Origin of the sequence: Ensifer sp. WSM1721 (genome assembly GCF_000513895.2) — a bacterium.
Classification (GTDB): Bacteria; Pseudomonadota; Alphaproteobacteria; order Rhizobiales; family Rhizobiaceae; genus Sinorhizobium.
In genome coordinates, this window is the sequence record NZ_CP165782.1 from 2869231 (window position 1) to 2885094 (window position 15864).

Annotated in this window: 15 protein-coding genes; 9 read left to right on the forward strand and 6 right to left on the reverse strand. The window is 64.7% G+C overall.

Features of this window, described 5'->3' with window-relative positions; genetic code table 11:
* The first annotated feature begins 200 nt into the window (after positions 1 to 200).
* From M728_RS13985 to mnhG, 7 genes are all read left to right on the forward strand, one after another.
* A complete protein-coding gene (locus tag M728_RS13985) occupies positions 201 to 2792 on the forward strand; it encodes an EAL domain-containing protein (RefSeq protein ID WP_084044479.1) in 2592 nt (863 codons plus the stop codon).
* 331 nt (positions 2793 to 3123) lie between these two features.
* On the forward strand, positions 3124 to 6033 hold the full coding sequence (locus M728_RS13990) for a monovalent cation/H+ antiporter subunit A (RefSeq protein ID WP_026620677.1): 2910 nt from the start codon (positions 3124 to 3126) through the stop codon (positions 6031 to 6033).
* On the forward strand, positions 6033 to 6380 hold the full coding sequence (locus tag M728_RS13995) for a Na+/H+ antiporter subunit C (protein ID WP_026620676.1): 348 nt from the start codon (positions 6033 to 6035) through the stop codon (positions 6378 to 6380). The genes M728_RS13990 and M728_RS13995 overlap by 1 nt, the downstream gene beginning before the upstream one ends.
* Positions 6376 to 7986 (forward strand): monovalent cation/H+ antiporter subunit D, encoded by a 1611-nt coding sequence (locus tag M728_RS14000; protein WP_026620675.1) that lies wholly within the window; start codon positions 6376 to 6378, stop codon positions 7984 to 7986. The genes M728_RS13995 and M728_RS14000 overlap by 5 nt, the downstream gene beginning before the upstream one ends.
* Positions 7987 to 7989: 3 nt before the next feature.
* Positions 7990 to 8475, forward strand: a complete 486-nt coding sequence (locus M728_RS14005) for a Na+/H+ antiporter subunit E (RefSeq protein WP_026620674.1) — start codon at positions 7990 to 7992, stop codon at positions 8473 to 8475.
* Entirely contained in the window at positions 8472 to 8753 is a 282-nt protein-coding gene (locus M728_RS14010) for a K+/H+ antiporter subunit F (RefSeq protein ID WP_026616125.1), read from the forward strand. The genes M728_RS14005 and M728_RS14010 overlap by 4 nt, the downstream gene beginning before the upstream one ends.
* Entirely contained in the window at positions 8750 to 9115 is a 366-nt protein-coding gene (gene mnhG, locus M728_RS14015; protein ID WP_026620673.1) for a monovalent cation/H(+) antiporter subunit G, read from the forward strand. Before M728_RS14010 ends, mnhG begins: the two co-directional genes overlap by 4 nt.
* On the opposite strand, the gene M728_RS14020 is transcribed toward mnhG, so the two are convergent.
* On the reverse strand, positions 9116 to 9928 hold the full coding sequence (locus M728_RS14020) for an NAD(P)H-dependent oxidoreductase (RefSeq protein ID WP_026620672.1): 813 nt from the start codon (positions 9926 to 9928) through the stop codon (positions 9116 to 9118).
* A gap of 93 nt (positions 9929 to 10021) precedes the next feature.
* Here M728_RS14020 and M728_RS14025 point away from each other — a divergent pair, with 93 nt between their 5' ends.
* Positions 10022 to 10948: a LysR family transcriptional regulator gene (locus M728_RS14025; RefSeq protein ID WP_026620671.1), complete on the forward strand. Its 927-nt coding sequence runs from the start codon at positions 10022 to 10024 to the stop codon at positions 10946 to 10948.
* A 17-nt stretch (positions 10949 to 10965) separates the two neighbouring features.
* On the opposite strand, the gene cobM is transcribed toward M728_RS14025, so the two are convergent.
* Positions 10966 to 11724, reverse strand: coding sequence for a precorrin-4 C(11)-methyltransferase (gene cobM, locus M728_RS14030; RefSeq protein WP_026620670.1), 759 nt, complete (start codon positions 11722 to 11724; stop codon positions 10966 to 10968).
* 22 nt (positions 11725 to 11746) lie between these two features.
* Positions 11747 to 12979 carry a bifunctional cobalt-precorrin-7 (C(5))-methyltransferase/cobalt-precorrin-6B (C(15))-methyltransferase gene (locus M728_RS14035; RefSeq protein ID WP_026620669.1) on the reverse strand — a complete coding sequence of 411 codons (1233 nt, stop codon included), beginning with the start codon at positions 12977 to 12979 and terminating at the stop codon, positions 11747 to 11749.
* On the opposite strand from M728_RS14035, the gene M728_RS14040 reads away from it, so the two are divergent.
* Complete coding sequence (locus tag M728_RS14040; RefSeq protein ID WP_026620668.1) at positions 12957 to 13757, forward strand: cobalt-precorrin-6A reductase; 801 nt, start codon at positions 12957 to 12959, stop codon at positions 13755 to 13757. The two genes, M728_RS14035 and M728_RS14040, sit on opposite strands and share 23 nt — an antisense overlap.
* Here the strand turns inward: M728_RS14040 and M728_RS14045 are convergent.
* From M728_RS14045 to M728_RS14055, 3 genes are read right to left on the reverse strand one after another with little or no spacing between them, the layout of a single operon-like run.
* The gene (locus tag M728_RS14045) at positions 13721 to 14485 is read right to left on the reverse strand and encodes a precorrin-3B C(17)-methyltransferase (protein ID WP_026620667.1); all 765 of its coding nucleotides are present in this window, start codon (positions 14483 to 14485) and stop codon (positions 13721 to 13723) included. The two genes, M728_RS14040 and M728_RS14045, sit on opposite strands and share 37 nt — an antisense overlap.
* Positions 14482 to 15234, reverse strand: a complete 753-nt coding sequence (locus M728_RS14050; RefSeq protein ID WP_026620666.1) for a precorrin-2 C(20)-methyltransferase — start codon at positions 15232 to 15234, stop codon at positions 14482 to 14484. Before M728_RS14050 ends, M728_RS14045 begins: the two co-directional genes overlap by 4 nt.
* Positions 15231 to 15863: a precorrin-8X methylmutase gene (locus M728_RS14055; RefSeq protein ID WP_026620665.1), complete on the reverse strand. Its 633-nt coding sequence runs from the start codon at positions 15861 to 15863 to the stop codon at positions 15231 to 15233. The genes M728_RS14050 and M728_RS14055 overlap by 4 nt, the downstream gene beginning before the upstream one ends.
* Position 15864 lies beyond the last annotated feature (1 nt).

Here is a 15864-nt window from a genome sequence, read left to right on the forward strand (position 1 = left end):
TGCTCAAAAACAAAGGAGCTAAAGCGAACTCAGCTATTTCAGCGAATGCGAATGAAGAATTGTTAAGGAGAGTTTGGAATATTCAAGCTGACTAACGCACCAGTTCGCATTCGCAGGGCCGTCTTGTGTCAGAAACAAATCTTCAGCATCTTGGGAAATCCCGCCTCTCGCGATTTCTGACGCTCAATTATCTGCCGGCAATGATCGCGACCTTTGTTGTTCTGATTGCCGGCATCCTCGCCGACAATCAGAACCGGATCATTTCGGACGCCCGCATGCGTTCGATCGTGGCCGACGAGTTGAATCCGATCCGCTCCAAACTGGAGACCTATATCAACGGAAACGTCCAGCTCGTCCGCGGTCTGATCGGCACGGTCGCGACCGAGCCCGACATGCAACAGCCTCGGTTCAGTGACCTGGCCCGAAGCATTTTCAGCGAGCGTTCGCAACTGCGCAACCTTGCGGCCGCGCCTGGCCTGGTCGTTTCGATGGTCTATCCGGTAGCAGGCAACGAAAAGGCGATCGGGCTCGACTACCGCACCAATGACAAGCAACGCGGATCCGTCATGCGTGCGGTGGCCACCGGAAAGATGGTGCTTGCCGGCCCGGTCGATCTCGTCCAGGGCGGACGCGGACTGATCGGCCGGTTTCCGGTGACGACGAGTGCCGGCGGCCGCGAGCGTTTCTGGGGCCTGATTTCAGCGGTCATCGATATCGACCGGCTCTACCGCGACAGCGGCCTGGTCTCCTCTACGCTCGGTCTGGACATCGCCATTGCCGGCCGTGACGGCCAAGGTCGAGGTGGCGCGATTTTCTTTGGCGATGCAGCGATCTTCGATAAGGCGCCGGTGGAGCTGAACGTGATGCTGCCCGGCGGCACCTGGCGAATGGCGGCCATACCGAAGGGCGGCTGGCCGACCACGCCGCAGAATGCCTGGCTGGTTCGACTGCTCATCCTGCTCGGCGGCCTCATGATCGTCGTCCCGATGATCGTGACCGGGCATTTGACGACCGAACGACAAGACAACATGCGCGCCCTGCGGCAGAACAAGGACCAGCTACAGGAGCTGTCCCACCGGCTGAAGATCGCCCTCGACACCTCCGAGATCGGCGTCTGGGAGCTCGATATCGACAGCGGCAAGCTCCTGTGGGACAGCCGCATGAAGGAGCTTTACGGCATCGGATCTTCGATGCGCGAGGTCTATGACGACTGGAGGGACACGCTGCATCCGGAGGATCTCGCGCGCGCCGAAGCGGAATTCGCCGAGGCGCTGGCGACGGGCAGCGCTTACAACACCGAATTTCGCATCCGCCTGCCAAGCGGCGAGATCCGCCACATCCGTGCCATCGGTTCGACCTATGTCGGGGCCAACGGCAACAGGAAGATCGTCGGCGTCAACTGGGACGTCACGGCCGACGTCGAGACGCGCGCGACCCTATCGGAGGCCAAACGCCTCGCCGAAGCCCACAGCGCCGAGCTGGAAGCCGCTCGCCACCGCATGGAATTCAACGCGCTGCACGATCCGCTGACCGGCCTGCCGAACCGCCGCTTCCTCGACCAGATCCTCGCCGACCGCGTCCGAAAGTTCGACGCCGGTGCCAGGCTCAGTATCTTCCACATCGATCTCGACCGCTTCAAGCAGATCAACGATACGATGGGCCATGCGGCCGGGGACGAAATTCTGAGGCACGCCGCCGGGCTCCTGCGCTCGAACGCGCGGGAGAGCGACTTCGTCGCCCGGATCGGCGGCGACGAGTTCGTCATCATTCGCGCAGGCGGCAGCTCCGAAGAGGATGCGGCGCTGGCTTCGCGCATCATCGAGGCGATGAGCTCGCCCGTTCGTTACAAGGATCAGGAGTGCCGCATCGGGGTCAGCATCGGCATCGCCGCGCAAACTGCCGCGGCGGACGAGCTTTCCCAGATTCTCGTCAATGCCGATATCGCCCTTTACGAGGCCAAGCGCCGCGGCCGCAACCGGCACGAAACCTTCACCGGCGCGTTGAAAACAGCCGTCTTCCAGACGAAGCAGACGGCCGACGAGATCCTGCGCGGGCTGGAGCAGAATGAATTCGTCGCCTATTTCCAGCCGCAGTTCTCTCCGAAGTCGCTGGAAATCATTGGCGTCGAAGCCCTGGCGCGGTGGGATCATCCGACCAAGGGGCTAATCGGACCGCATGCCTTCCTCAAGACGGCGGAAGACATCAACGTGGTCGCCGCGATCGACCAGAAGATCCTGGAACAGGCGCTCTTCCAGATCTGCCGCTGGGAGGCGAACGGCATTCACATCCCCAAGGTTTCGGTCAACCTTTCCTACTCGCGTCTGCGGGACGAGGGCCTCGTCGCCCGGCTGGAGCAGATGTCCATACCGAAAGGGCGGCTCTCATTCGAACTGCTTGAATCGATCTCCTTCGACGAGAACGACGTCACGGTCATGTCGAATATCCGGCGCATCAAGGAACTCGGCATCGACATCGAGATCGACGACTTCGGCACCGGCTATGCCTCGATCTTGAGCCTTCTGAAACTCACACCGCGCCGCCTGAAAATCGACCGCCAACTGGTGCTGCCTATCCTCGACTCTCCGGCTGAGCGCCGGCTCGTGGAGTCGATCATCGACATCGGCACATCGCTCGGCATCGAGGTCATCGCCGAGGGCGTCGAAACACTCGACCATGCCCATATCCTGAAAGAGCTGGAGTGCCATGGATTGCAGGGCTATGCCTTCGCCCGGCCGATGAGCGCCAACGATCTTGCCACCTTCGTCTTCGAGCGGAGATGGCGCGCCGCCTGACTGCGACGTGACGGCGCAACGACCGCAAAAGTCGCTCGGCGCAGGTCTTTTTCTTGCCGCCGAGTCTTGGCAGCCGTCCGGAAAAAAGTCATAAAAACATATGCTTTCTGCCGCTTCGCGGATGATCTACAGCGCCGCGCGCCTTAGACGCGCAAAGGTCGCTGTAGCACTTTGAAATGCTGCATGTTTTATCCTTAAATCGGCTACGATTTAAGGAAACATGCAGTAGGCACCTTCTGCGACCGCCGCTCGGCGGCAGTCCTTACGGGACCGGGAGTCCCGATCTCCAACACACCCATAAGGGGACGGAACGATCGAATACGCGGAGAAATTGCTTTCGGTTTTCATTCTCGCCCCCTTCGCGGGAAGCCTCATCGCAATCTTCTTTCCGTCCGATCAACGTGGTGCCACAGCCTGGTTCGCGGGCGCCATCGCTCTCGTCTGCTTCCTGGTGACGGCCGGCCTCTACCCCATCGTCGCCTCTGGCAACGTGCTTCGCTATCAGCTCGAGTGGATCCCCGAGCTCGGCCTGAACTTCACGCTCCGGATGGATGGCTTCGCCTGGCTGTTTTGCGCGCTGATCACGGCGATCGGAGTGCTCGTCGTTCTCTACGCCCGCTACTACATGGCCGAGGAAGACCCGGTGCCGCGCTTCTTCGCGCTCTTCCTCGCCTTCATGGGCTCGATGCTCGGCGTCGTCCTTTCCGGCAACCTCATCCTGCTTGCGGTCTTCTGGGAGCTTACGAGCATCGTCTCCTTCCTGCTGATCGGCTACTGGCATCACAATGCACACGCCCGCGACGGCGCCCGCATGGCGCTGACCATGACCGGCATGGGTGGTCTCGCCATGCTGGTCGGACTGGTGATCATCGGTCGGATCGTCGGCAGCTACGATCTCGACGCGGTGCTCGCGTCCGGCGACGCGATCCGCAACCATCCGCTCTACGTGACGGTGCTCATCCTGGTCCTGCTCGGCGCATTGACGAAGAGCGCTCAGTTCCCGTTCCACTTCTGGCTGCCGCACGCCATGGCGGCGCCGACGCCGGTCTCCGCCTATCTGCATTCGGCGACAATGGTGAAGGCCGGCGTCTTCCTGCTTGCGCGACTCTGGCCGGTGATGGCCGGCACCGAGGCCTGGTTCTGGCTCGTCGGCCTCGCGGGCCTGACGACTTTGCTGCTCGGGGCCTATTTCGCGATCTTCCAGCAGGACCTGAAAGGGCTGCTCGCCTATTCAACGATCAGCCATCTCGGGCTCATCACCGTGCTCCTGAGCCTCGGCAGCCCGCTCGCCGCCGTCGCCGCGGTCTTCCACATCGTCAATCATGCCACCTTCAAGGCTTCGCTCTTCATGGCGGCCGGCATTATCGACCATGAAACCGGCACGCGCGACATGCGTAGGCTGAGCGGGCTCTTCCAATTCATGCCGATCACGGCGACGCTCGCCATGGTGGCCAGCGCCGCCATGGCCGGCGTGCCGCTGCTGAACGGCTTCCTGTCGAAGGAGATGTTCTTCGCCGAGGCGATCGAAACGCACCTCGTCAACCCGCTCGACACGGCAACGCCTTATGTCGCGACGATCGCCAGCATGTTCGCCGTGACCTATTCGCTCCGCTTCATTCACAGCGTCTTTTACGGTCCGACTCCAACGGACCTGCCGCGCAAGCCGCACGAACCGCCGCGTTGGATGCGGGCACCGATCGATTTTCTGGTGCTCGCCTGCCTCGTCGTCGGGATTATCCCCGCCCAGACGATCGGCCCCTTCCTGCATACTGCCGTCATCTCGATCCTCGGCGACGCAACGCCGGACTACAGCCTTGCGGTCTGGCACGGCCTGAACATCCCGCTGATCATGAGCTTCGTCGCGCTTTCGGGCGGCGTCGGCCTCTATTTTCTGATGCGCTCCTATCTCGCGACCGGCATAGAGGGACCGCCGGTCTTCCGCCTGCTCGAGGGGCAGCGCATCTTCGAACGCGTTCTGGTGACCCTTTCGTGGAAATGGGCGCGCTCGCTCGAGCAGCAGCTCGGCACGCGCCGCCTGCAGCCGCAGATGCGCCTCCTTGTTTTTCTTGCCCTTGTGGCAGGGGCGTCGCCCCTTCTCACCCGCGGCTTCACCCTACCCCCACTCGTGATCCGCGGCATCGATCCCGCCTTCGCGCTGCTTTGGGCGGTCGGTATAGCCTGCGCTGTCGGCTCGGCCTTCATGGCGAAGTTCCATCGCCTCGCCTCGCTCGTGCTCCTTGGCGGCGCGGGGCTCGTTACCTGCATCACCTTCGTCTGGCTGTCCGCGCCGGATCTCGCCGTCACCCAGCTTCTCGTGGAGATCGTCACCACCGTGCTCATCCTGCTCGGATTGCGCTGGCTGCCGAAACGCATCGCGGGGCCGGAGACCGCCGAAGACATTCCGCTGCGAACCCGCGCCCGGCGCCTGCGCGACTTCCTGCTCGCGATCATCGCCGGCGGAGGACTGATGCTCATCTCCTATACGGTGATGACGCGACCGCTCCCCGAGACCGTTGCCGACTACTTCCTCGCCCGCGCCTACCAGGAGGGTGGCGGAACCAACGTCGTCAACGTCATCCTCGTCGATTTCCGCGGCTTCGACACGCTTGGCGAAATCGCCGTCTTGTGCATCGTCGCGCTGACGGTGTTTGCGCTCCTCCTGCGCTTCCGACCGCAGGCCGACAGCCTCGAAACACCGGAACAGCAAAGGGTGCAGAACGCCTTCGATGACGACCATCCCGACCGCACCGCGGGCGACAGTGTCGCCGAATACCTCTTCGTCCCCTCCGTGATCATGCGCTGGATGTTCCCGGTGACCGGCATGCTCGCCGCCTTTCTCTTCCTGCGCGGGCATGACCTCCCGGGCGGCGGCTTTGCCGCGGGTATTGCCATGTCGATCGGCTTCATCCTGCAGTACATGTCGGGCGGGACCCGCTCGGTCGAGGAGCGGCTGCGCATTCATCCGCTTCGTTGGATGAGCATCGGTCTCCTGATTGCCGTCGCCACGGGCGCAGGATCATGGCTCTTCGGTTATCCGTTCCTCACCTCGCGCGCCGAATATGCGACCCTGCCGATCATCGGCAAGGTGCCAGTCGCGAGCGCCATCCTCTTCGACCTCGGAGTATTCTCGCTCGTGCTCGGCGCAACCGTGCTCATGCTTATTGCGCTGGCGCACCAGTCGGTGCGCGCGCCTCGCGCACACACCCGAGCCACACGTCCGGAGAAGGAGGCGGCAGAGTAATGGAGCTCGTTCTCTCCACCGGCATTGGCGTGCTGACGGCATCCGGCGTATATCTTCTTCTGCGGCCGAGAACCTATCAGGTGATCATTGGGCTTTCGCTGCTCTCCTTTGCCGTCAATCTCTTCATCTTCGGCATGGGCAGGTTGAAGGTAAACGCCCCGCCGGTGCTCGAACCGGGCGGCGTCGGCGACCTCGTTCGATACACCGATCCCGTTCCGCAGGCGCTGGTGCTGACGGCAATCGTCATCGGCTTCGCCATGACCGCGCTTTTCCTCGTCGTGCTGCTCGCCTCGCGCGGCTTCACCGGGACAGACCACGTCGACGGGAGGGAGCAGCGCGGTGATTGAGTGGCTGCAACATCTCCTGGTCCTGCCGATCCTCGTGCCGCTCGCCGTGGCGGCGGTGCTGATCCCGATCGACGAGCGCAAGCGCACGCTCAAAGGCGCCATCGGTTTCGTCTCAACGCTCGTCGTCTTCGTCGTCACGATGATCCTCGTGCGCCTTGCAGCGGCGGGCGGCCCGCCCGGAACGGGTGTCTACCAGCTCGGCAACTGGCCTGCGCCCTTCGGCATCGTCCTCGTTCTCGACCGGCTTTCGGCGCTGATGCTGTGCCTTGCGAGCGGCCTCGCGCTCGCCGCCCAGGTCTATTCCATGGCGCGCTGGCACACGGCGGGCCACCACTTCCACTCGCTGTGCCAGCTTCTCGTCGCCGGGCTCAACGGTGCCTTCCTGACGGGCGACCTGTTCAACCTCTTCGTCTTCTTCGAGATGATGCTGGCGGCGTCCTACGGCCTGCTGCTGCATGGCTCCGGTCCCATGCGCGTCAAAGCGGGGCTGCATTATATCGCCATCAACCTCGCCGCCTCGGCGCTGTTCCTGATCGGCGTAAGCCTGATCTACGGGGTGACCGGCACGCTCAACATGGCGGATCTCGCAACGAAACTCGCAACGCTTGCCCCAGAAAACAGAAATTTCGTGGAAGCGGGCGCCGCCATTCTCGGCGTCGCCTTCCTTGTCAAGGCCGGCATGTGGCCCTTGAGCTTCTGGCTGCCGACGGCCTATGCGGCGGCGACGCCGCCGGTCGCTGCCGTCTTCGCGGTCCTGACCAAGGTCGGGATCTACATCATCATCCGCCTGCATCTGCTCGTCTTCGGCGCCGCGGCGGGAGCCTCGACCGGCTTCGGTCAGGACTGGCTCGTCGCTGGCGGCATGCTGACGATCGCCTACGGCGCGATCGGCGTGCTTGCTTCGCAGGCGATGGGTCGCCTCGCGGGCTATTCGGTCCTTGTCTCTTCCGGAACGTTGCTTGCCGCGCTAGGCCTCGGGCATCAGGGGATGCTGGCAGGCGCGCTCTTCTATCTCGTCAGTTCGACACTGACGATCGCCGCCTTTTTCCTGCTCATCGAGCTCGTCGAACGCGGCCGAGATGCCGGCGCCGACGTGCTGGCGGTGACGATGGAAGCCTATGGCGACTTCGACGAGGATGAAGAAGAGGAAGAGGTCGGCGTCGCGATACCCGGGACGATGGCTGTGCTCGGCCTCTGCTTCTGCCTATGCGCGGTGCTCTTGTCCGGCCTGCCGCCGCTTTCGGGCTTCATCGCCAAGTTCGCGCTGCTGCATGGCCTCTTCGACGGCCCGAGCGCGGATCTTGCAGCCGCGACATCGGCGGCCGACTGGACCTATGTATTGCTCATCATCCTGTCGGGCCTGGCCGCGATGATCGCCATGAACCGCATCGGCATCCGCACCTTCTGGGCCTCCATCGAGGGCACGATACCGCGTGTCGTCGTCATCGAGATCGCGCCCGTTCTCGTTCTGCTCGGCGCCTGCATCTTCCTGAGCCTGCAGGCGGGGCCCGCCATGCGCTACATGCAGGCGACCGCCGACGATCTGCTCTCGCCCCTCGTTCACAGCGAGCGGGTGCTTTCGGCGCCAAGGACGGGAGGCAATTAGCCGATGCGCACCTGGCTTCCCTACCCGCTGCTTTCGATCGGCCTGTTCCTCATGTGGCTGCTGCTCAACCAGTCGGTGGCACCGGGCTCGATCCTGCTGGGCCTGGTTCTGAGCGCGGTGCTCGCCTGGGTGACGCTCAAGCTGCAGCCCGCGCGGTCCAATCTGCACCGTCTGGGACGCGCCTTCGGGCTTGCCGTTCACGTCGTGGGGGACATCATACGGTCGAATATTGCCGTCACCGGCATTATCCTGCGCTCGCGCAGGCGTTCGGCCAATGCCGGCTTCTTGACCGTCGATCTCGATCTCGAGGACGAAAACGCGTTGGCGCTGCTCGCCTGCATCGTGACAGCCACGCCCGGAACAGCCTGGCTCGAATATGACCGCCGCCTGAAAACGGTACTCATCCACGTGCTCGACATCGAGAACGAGGCCCTGTGGCGGCGAACCGTCAAGGGTTATGAGGCCGAACTGAAGGAGATATTCCAATGATCGAGCTTGCGATCATCTGGTCCGTGCTTCTCGCGCAGAGCATGCTGGCGCTCGCCATGGCCTTCGCGCTCTACCGCATCGCCAGGGGACCGCGGGCGCAGGACCGCATCCTCGGCCTCGATACGCTTTACGTCAACGCGATGCTCTTGCTCTTGAGCTTCGGCATCCGGACCGCGAACACCGTCTACTTCGAAACGGCTCTGATCATTGCCGTGATTGGCTTCGCCTCTTCGATCGCGCTCGCCAAGTTCCTCATGCGCGGCGAGGTGATCGAATGAGCCACCTGACCGACCTGCCGCCCTGGGCGGCGATTGCGGTGTGCGCGCTGTTGCTTTTAGGCGCGACGACCACTCTGGTCGGGTCGCTCGGCCTTCTGCGTCTTTCCGATTTCTATGAGCGCCTGCACGCCCCGACAATCGCGACCAGCGGCGGCACGATCCTCATCTGCCTGGCGTCGATCCTCTGCTTCGCCGTGTTGCAGGGCCGCTGGGTCTTCCATGAGCTGCTGATCATCTTCTTCGTTACGGTGACGACGCCCGTAACGCTGATGCTGCTCGGCCAGGCAGCCCTTTACCGCGACCGGTTCGAGGAACGGCAGGACGTTCCCCGAAAGCCGAGACCCGCACTCGATGAGGAATAGCTACTCACCTGCCTGACGAAACGTCTCGCGCGCATCGTTGAGGTGAAGCGCGAAGCCGGTTGCGCCTGCTTCGCTGAGGCCGGGACGGAGCTGCATGCTCGGGATCAGATAGTCGCCGCCATTCTGTTGCCGATAGGGAATGGGCGGGGTCGAGCCGAGCCTCCGCATCCTCTCGCGCAGGCGCTCGGCCAGCGGCTCGAAAGCCGCTTCGTCGAAACGATCGACGCGATAGGCGACGAATGGAGGAAGCACGTCGTAGCCCGGATAGTAGAGGATGCCGTGGTTGATAGGGAACAGGAGGTCATCGATCGGGCCGTTCACGCCGCGGGCGGAATAGTGCTCCTCCCAGCCGCCGGCGGTCACGATGAGCATCGCGCGCTTGCCCGCCAATTTCCCTTCGCCGTAGCGGTCACCCCAGCGCTTGTCGCTATGCTCGCCGACGCCGTAAGCAAAGCCGTAGGCGAAGACGCGGTCGATCCAGCCCTTGAGAATAGCCGGCATCGAAAACCACCAGAGTGGAAACTGGAGGATCAAAACATCTGCCCATAGGAGCTTCTCGATCTCCGCCTTGACGTCATCCGTCAAGGCTTGCGTTTCGAAGGCCTTCTTGGAGGCTGCGACAGGCACGAGCCGCGCGTCGGGCGCCAGCAGGGGGAAGTCGGCGCGGTCGACCTCGGCTTTCCAGCCTTGGGCATAGAGGTCCGAGACCCGCACTTCATGGCCTTGCGCTTCGAGTTCGTTGAGTGCGACGTCGCGAAGCGCTCCGTTGAGCGAGCGCGGTTCCGGATGAGCAAAGACGAGCAGAATTTTCATAGATCATTCTCCAGGTGAGATTTTCGTCCCTCTAGGTAGCCAGCGTCCGCCCGATCCGCTACGTGTAAGGAATGCATAAGATCATGCCGAATAATGGATAAATCCGACGTCACTCTCGAGCGCATGCGCACTTTCGTCCGCGTCGCAGAGCGTGGAAGCCTGTCGGCGGTCGCGCGCGAACTCGGGGTCGGCCAGTCGACCGTCACGAGGCATTTGCGCGAACTCGAGGAAGCCGTCGGTGTGCCTCTGCTCTCCAGGACCACCAGACGCGTGACGATGACCGACGAGGGCAGCCGCTACTATGCCCGAAGCGTCGAAATCCTCCGCCTCGTGGAGCAGGCCGGCGACGAGGTAAGAGGTACGAGAGGCGCGCCGGCCGGCACGGTCCGCGTCTCGTGCACGGCGGCTTTCGGGGTTCTCCATGTCAGCCGGCTGATCTTCGCGTTTCAGGACCGCTATCCGGACATCGGCGTCGATTTGAGCCTTACCGACGAGCGGGTCGACCTCGTGCGCGAGGGCGTCGACATCGCGCTCCGCCTGGGTCCGCTCACCGACAGCTCGATGCGGCTGAAGGCGCTCGGCCAGAGCCGTCGCCTGCTGGTGGCAGCGCCGGACTATCTGGCCGAGCGAGGAAGGCCGGCCGTTCCGCGGGATCTGACCGGCCATGAGGGCATCCGGATGTCGAACGTCGCAGGTAGCGACACGCTTGTCCTGCAGGGGCCGGATGGCAATCATCACGAGGTGCCCTTCGGCGGACGGTTGCGGGTCGACCATGGGCTTGCCGCGCGCGAGGCGCTCATCGCCGGGCGCGGCATCGCACCCGCGCATCAATGGCTTGTCGGAGATCTCCTGACAGCGGGCAGGCTCGAGGCGATACTGTCGGGTTACGTTCTGCCGTCCGTGCCGATCAACATGCTAATCGTTCCGGAGCGCGCGGGCATCGCCCGGGTCCGCCTTCTGATCGACTTCCTCGCCGAAGAGATCCGTGGCATCCCGGGGATCGAACAGTCGCAGCGTTAGCCGACCGGCTGTTCCGCCTATTCGCGCCCGCGGAAGCGGCGCTGATAGGCGGGGTCGTAGAGCGAGCTTTCGCGGAAGTCCGAGGCTTCGAGACCCGGGCCGACGAAGATCAGCGCCGTGCGCTCGATCGGCTCGGCGGCGACCCTCGCGGCGATGTCGCCGAGCGTGCCGCGCAGGACGCGTTCATCCGGCCAGGAGGCCTTGACGACGATCGCCACCGGGCAGTCGGCGCCGTAAAGCGGCGTAAGCTCCTCGATGACAACCTCGAGCGCGTGGATGGCGAGATGGATGGCAAGCGTCGAGCCCGTGGCGCCGAAGGCGGCGAGTGTCTCGCTGTTCGGCATCGGCGAGGCACGGCCGGAAACGCGGGTCAGCACGAGGCTCTGCGCCACCGCCGGAATTGTCAGTTCGCGACCGAGCGCCGCCGCGGCGGCAGCGAAGGCGGGAACCCCCGGCGTCATCGTATAGGGAATGCCATGTTTCTCGAGCCGTCTGATCTGCTCCGCCATGGCGCTCCAGACGGAAAGGTCGCCCGAATGCAGCCGAGCCACATCCTCGCCGGCTTGCGCCGCGCGCACATATTCCGCCTCGATCTCGTCGAGCGACATCGGCGCCGTGTCGACTATGCGGGCGCCCGGCGGGCAATATTGCAGGAGTTCCGGCGAGACGATCGAGCCGGCATAGAGGCAGACGGGGCAGCGGCCGATCAGGTCCCGTCCCCTGACCGTGATGAGATCCGCCGCGCCCGGGCCTGCGCCGATAAAGTGAACCGTCATAGTCTATCCTCTCGAGAATCTTTCAGGCCTTGATCCACGACCATTGCGTGACCGGCATGGCCGGGCGCCAGCCCGTCATCGAGCCGACGGGCGCGGCCCGCGCGACATCGATGCGGATCAGTGATCCGCCAAGCCGCGCATGGTGAGCGATGAGCACCGCTTCCATTTCCGTTGTCACGGCATTGGCGACCAGCCGTCCGCCCGGGGGAAGTGCCGCGATCGCCGCGTCCATAACGCCCGGCTCGCTGCCGCCGCCGCCGACGAAGATTGCGTCCGGGCGGGCCAAGCCTCGCAGTGCGTCCGGCGCCTCGCCCTCGACGACCACCAAGCCGGGCACGCCGAAGCGGGTCGCATTGCGGCCGATACGCTGGGCTCGCTCGGATGACGCCTCGACCGCGATCGCCCGCATCGCCGGATCGGCAAGCATCCATTCGATGGCAATCGAGCCCGAGCCGGCGCCGACGTCCCAGAGAAGCTCTCCCCTGCGCGGCGCCAAGGCCGAGAGCGTCAAAGCCCGCACCTCGCGTTTGGTGATCTGGCCGTCATGTTCGAAGAGCCGATCGTCGAGACCGCTCGCAAGCGGCAGGACGCGCGCGTCCGCATCGGCGACGACCTCGACGGCGCAGACGTTCAAGGCGTCGACCTGTTCCAGCGCGAAGCTTACGGCGATGTGACGGGAGACGCGCTCGCGCTCCCCTCCAATTGCCTCGAGGACTGTAAGCCACGACTGACCGAAACCGCTGCCGCTGAGCAGTTCGGCAAGCGCCTTCGGCCCGTTCTCGTCCGAGGTCAGTGCCAGCACGCGTGCGCCCGGCTGTAGATGCGGCCGAATGAGATCGAGCGGGCGCCCGTGCAGCGAAACCGTCGCGACCTCCTGCAGCGCCCAGCCCAGCCGCGAGGCGGCGAGACTAAAGGCGGACGGCGCGGGAATGGTGCGCATTTCGCTCGTATCGACGCGGCGGGCCAGCGTGGCGCCGACGCCGAAAAGGAAAGGGTCGCCGGAGGCGAGTACGACAACGGGGCTGCCGCGCCGCACAAGGATCGCCTCGACCGATTTTTCGAAGGGGCTCTGCCATATGTGGCACTGGCCCTTGATCAACGGCGCGGCAAGTTCGATGTGGCGCGCGCCGCCGAAGACAAGCGGTGCAGCTTCGATGAGCCGCTTGGCCTCGTCGCCGAGACCGGCTACACCATCCTCTCCGATACCGATGATGGTGAGCCAAGGGGCAATGATGGCCGAGCCACTGTTCGACATGTCAGCCATGGACAGACCTCGCATCCTGATCCTCGGCGGAACGACGGAGGCGCGTGAGCTGGCTGAGCGCCTCGCAGCCGATCTGCGCTACGATGCGGCGATCTCGCTTGCCGGCCGCACGGCCGACCCGCGCCCGCAGCCCTTGCCGACGCGCATCGGCGGCTTCGGCGGAGCGGAGGGGCTCGCTGCCTTCCTGAAGGCCGAGAACATCGCCCTCCTCATAGATGCGACGCATCCCTTCGCGGCACGCATATCGCACAACGCCGCCGCGGCGGCGGATACGACCGGAACGCCGCTCTTTGCGCTCCGCCGCCCCGTATGGGAGGCCGAAGCCGGCGATCGCTGGACGCGCGTCGAGAGCGTGGCCAAGGCGGTCTCCGCCCTCGGCGAAGCGCCGCGCCGCGTGTTTCTCGCGATTGGCCGCCAGGAGGCATTCCACTTCGAAAGGGCGCCGCAGCACAGCTATATTGTGCGCAGTGTCGACCCGGTTACGCCCCCGCTCGCCCTTCCGGACGTCACCGCCATACTCGCTTGCGGTCCCTTCGCGGAGGCCGACGAGATCGAATTGCTCAGTGAGCATGGTGTCGACGTGGTCGTCGCCAAGAACAGCGGTGGCACCGCTACTTACGGCAAGATCGCCGCGGCGCGAAAGCTCGGGCTCGACGTGGTGATGGTCGAGCGCCACAAGCCCGCCGACGTGGCGACGGTCGGCGACTGCGACGAGGCGCTCGAACGCATCCATCAATGGCTTTCCCCGGTGAAGGACCGCGGCGTGTAAACGAGATCCGGCTTTCCATCGCGAGCGATGATCCGCGTCTCGGGCGAGCCGATGATCACGCAGGTCGCCATATCGGCACGGGAGGGATCGGCTTCACCGAGCGGCATGACCGCGATGCGCTCATCGGGCCGCCCGGCCGCTCGGCCGAAGATCACCGGCACGCGCGCCGGCAGCACTTGCCGCAGGACCTCGAAAGCGTCGCCAAGTTGCCAGGGCCGCGCCTTGCTGATCGGATTATAGAGGGCGATGACAAACCCGGCCTCTGCGGCGAGCCTCAGCCGCTTGATGATGACATCCCAGGGTTTCAGATTGTCCGAGAGCGACATGGCGCAGAAATCGTGCCCGAGCGGCGCGCCGATACGCGCGGCAACGGCAAGCATGGCGGTGACCCCCGGCGTGATCGTGAGATCCACCTGCCGCCACTCCTTAGGCCCGTTGTCGATCGCCTCGCAGACGGCCGCCGCCATCGCGAAGATGCCGGGATCTCCACCGGATACCACGCAGACGTCGACCCCGGCGCTGGCGCGGACAAGCGCCGCCTCGGCCCGATCCAGCTCTTCGCGGTTGTCGGAGGCGATGCGCCGCTGGTCGGCTCTGAGCTGCAGCCGGTCGAGATAAGGGCCATAGCCGAAGAACTCGGTCGCAACGGCGATCGCGTCTTTGGCCTCGGGCGTCATCTGTGCCGGATTGCCGGGGCCAGTGCCGACGATGAAGAGCCTCCCCGTCATCGTATGTCCTCCCGCGGCCTGTCCTTCCAGCCGGGCACGAGCACCAGCGAGAAATAGGGCGCCTCGTCGTCCGGCTTCTCGCCGAGCGGGACCATCGCACTGTTCTTCATTGTGCCGCGCTCCACATAGACGGCGCTCTCCAAGCGGCCGGCCGCGGCAAGCGCCCGGCGGATCTTCGGCAGATTGCGGCCGACCTTCATAATGACGGCGGCTTCCGTGTCGGCGAGGCGGCGCTGAAGCTCACCCTCGCCCATCGTGCCGGGCAGGACCGAGAGCACGTCGTCGCCCTGCACCAGCGGCAGCCCCGCGAGCGACCAGCAGCCGGACATGGCGGTGATGCCGGGAATGACCTCGACCGGGAACCGGCCGGCAAGCCGCACATGCAGGTGCATATAGGAGCCGTAGAAAAGCGGATCGCCCTCGCTCAGCACCGCGACCGTTCGCCCGGCTTCAAGATGCACAGCCACGGCTTCGGCCGAGGCGTTGTAGAAATCGGTAATCTGACGCTTATAGGCCCCCGCGTCCTTGTCGATTTCGGTCGTCACCGGATAGTAGAGCGGCAACTCTACTAGGTCGGGCTTCAACAGGCCCTCGACCACGGCACGGCCATTGCCGTTGCGCCCGGCCTTGGCGAAATAGGCAACGACATCCGCCTCGCCGAGCGTCCTGACCGCCTTCACCGTCAGAAGCTCCGGGTCGCCGGGACCTGTTCCTACACCGATCAGCCTTCCCACTTCGCCGGCGCTCACAGACCCGGCCTCGCGAGCGAATTCAGCGCCGCCGCCGTCATCGCGCTACCGCCGAGTCGGCCGCGCACGATGGCAAAGGGAACGCCGTAGGAATTCTCGGCGAGCGCATCCTTCGATTCCGCCGCGCCGACGAAGCCGACCGGCATGCCGAGAATCGCCGCCGGTTTCGGCGCGCCGTCGCGCAGCATTTCGAGCAGATAGAAGAGCGCCGTCGGCGCGTTGCCAATCGCGACGACCGAGCCCGCCGTCCGCTCGCCCCAGAGCTTGAGCGCCGCGGCCGAACGCGTGTTGCCGATCTCGGCCGCAATCTCCGCCGTGCGCGGATCGCGTAGCGTGCAGATGACCTCGTTACCGGCGGGCAGCCTCGCCCGCGTCACACCGTGTGCGACCATTTCCGCGTCGCAGAAAATCGGCGCGCCGTTCTTCAGCGCCATGCGCGCCGCGGAGACGAAGTCCGGCGAGAAGACGAACTGGCGTGCCGCCTCGACGGAGCCGCAGGCATGCACCATGCGCACCGCAAGATCGGCCTCTTCCTCCGAGAAGCCGGAAAGATCGGCTTCTGCCCGGATGATCGCGAAGGAACGCTGGTATATGGCGTTGCCATCGCGGATATAATCGTAATCAGGCATT

Bases quoted from the DNA above. Each gene is read 5' to 3' on its own strand.
- M728_RS14020 (WP_026620672.1), bottom strand. From the start codon at position 9,928: ATGAAAATTCTGCTCGTCTTTGCTCATCCGGAACCGCGCTCGCTCAAC.
- mnhG (WP_026620673.1), top strand. From the start codon at position 8,750: ATGAGCCACCTGACCGACCTGCCGCCCTGGGCGGCGATTGCGGTGTGC.
- cobM (WP_026620670.1), bottom strand. From the start codon at position 11,724: ATGACGGTTCACTTTATCGGCGCAGGCCCGGGCGCGGCGGATCTCATC.
- M728_RS13995 (WP_026620676.1), top strand. From the start codon at position 6,033: ATGGAGCTCGTTCTCTCCACCGGCATTGGCGTGCTGACGGCATCCGGC.
- M728_RS14005 (WP_026620674.1), top strand. From the start codon at position 7,990: ATGCGCACCTGGCTTCCCTACCCGCTGCTTTCGATCGGCCTGTTCCTC.
- M728_RS14040 (WP_026620668.1), top strand. From the start codon at position 12,957: ATGGCCGAGCCACTGTTCGACATGTCAGCCATGGACAGACCTCGCATC.
- M728_RS13985 (WP_084044479.1), top strand. From the start codon at position 201: ATGATCGCGACCTTTGTTGTTCTGATTGCCGGCATCCTCGCCGACAAT.
- M728_RS14045 (WP_026620667.1), bottom strand. From the start codon at position 14,485: ATGACGGGGAGGCTCTTCATCGTCGGCACTGGCCCCGGCAATCCGGCA.
- M728_RS14025 (WP_026620671.1), top strand. From the start codon at position 10,022: ATGGATAAATCCGACGTCACTCTCGAGCGCATGCGCACTTTCGTCCGC.
- M728_RS14055 (WP_026620665.1), bottom strand. From the start codon at position 15,863: ATGCCTGATTACGATTATATCCGCGATGGCAACGCCATATACCAGCGT.
- M728_RS14035 (WP_026620669.1), bottom strand. From the start codon at position 12,979: ATGTCGAACAGTGGCTCGGCCATCATTGCCCCTTGGCTCACCATCATC.
- M728_RS14010 (WP_026616125.1), top strand. From the start codon at position 8,472: ATGATCGAGCTTGCGATCATCTGGTCCGTGCTTCTCGCGCAGAGCATG.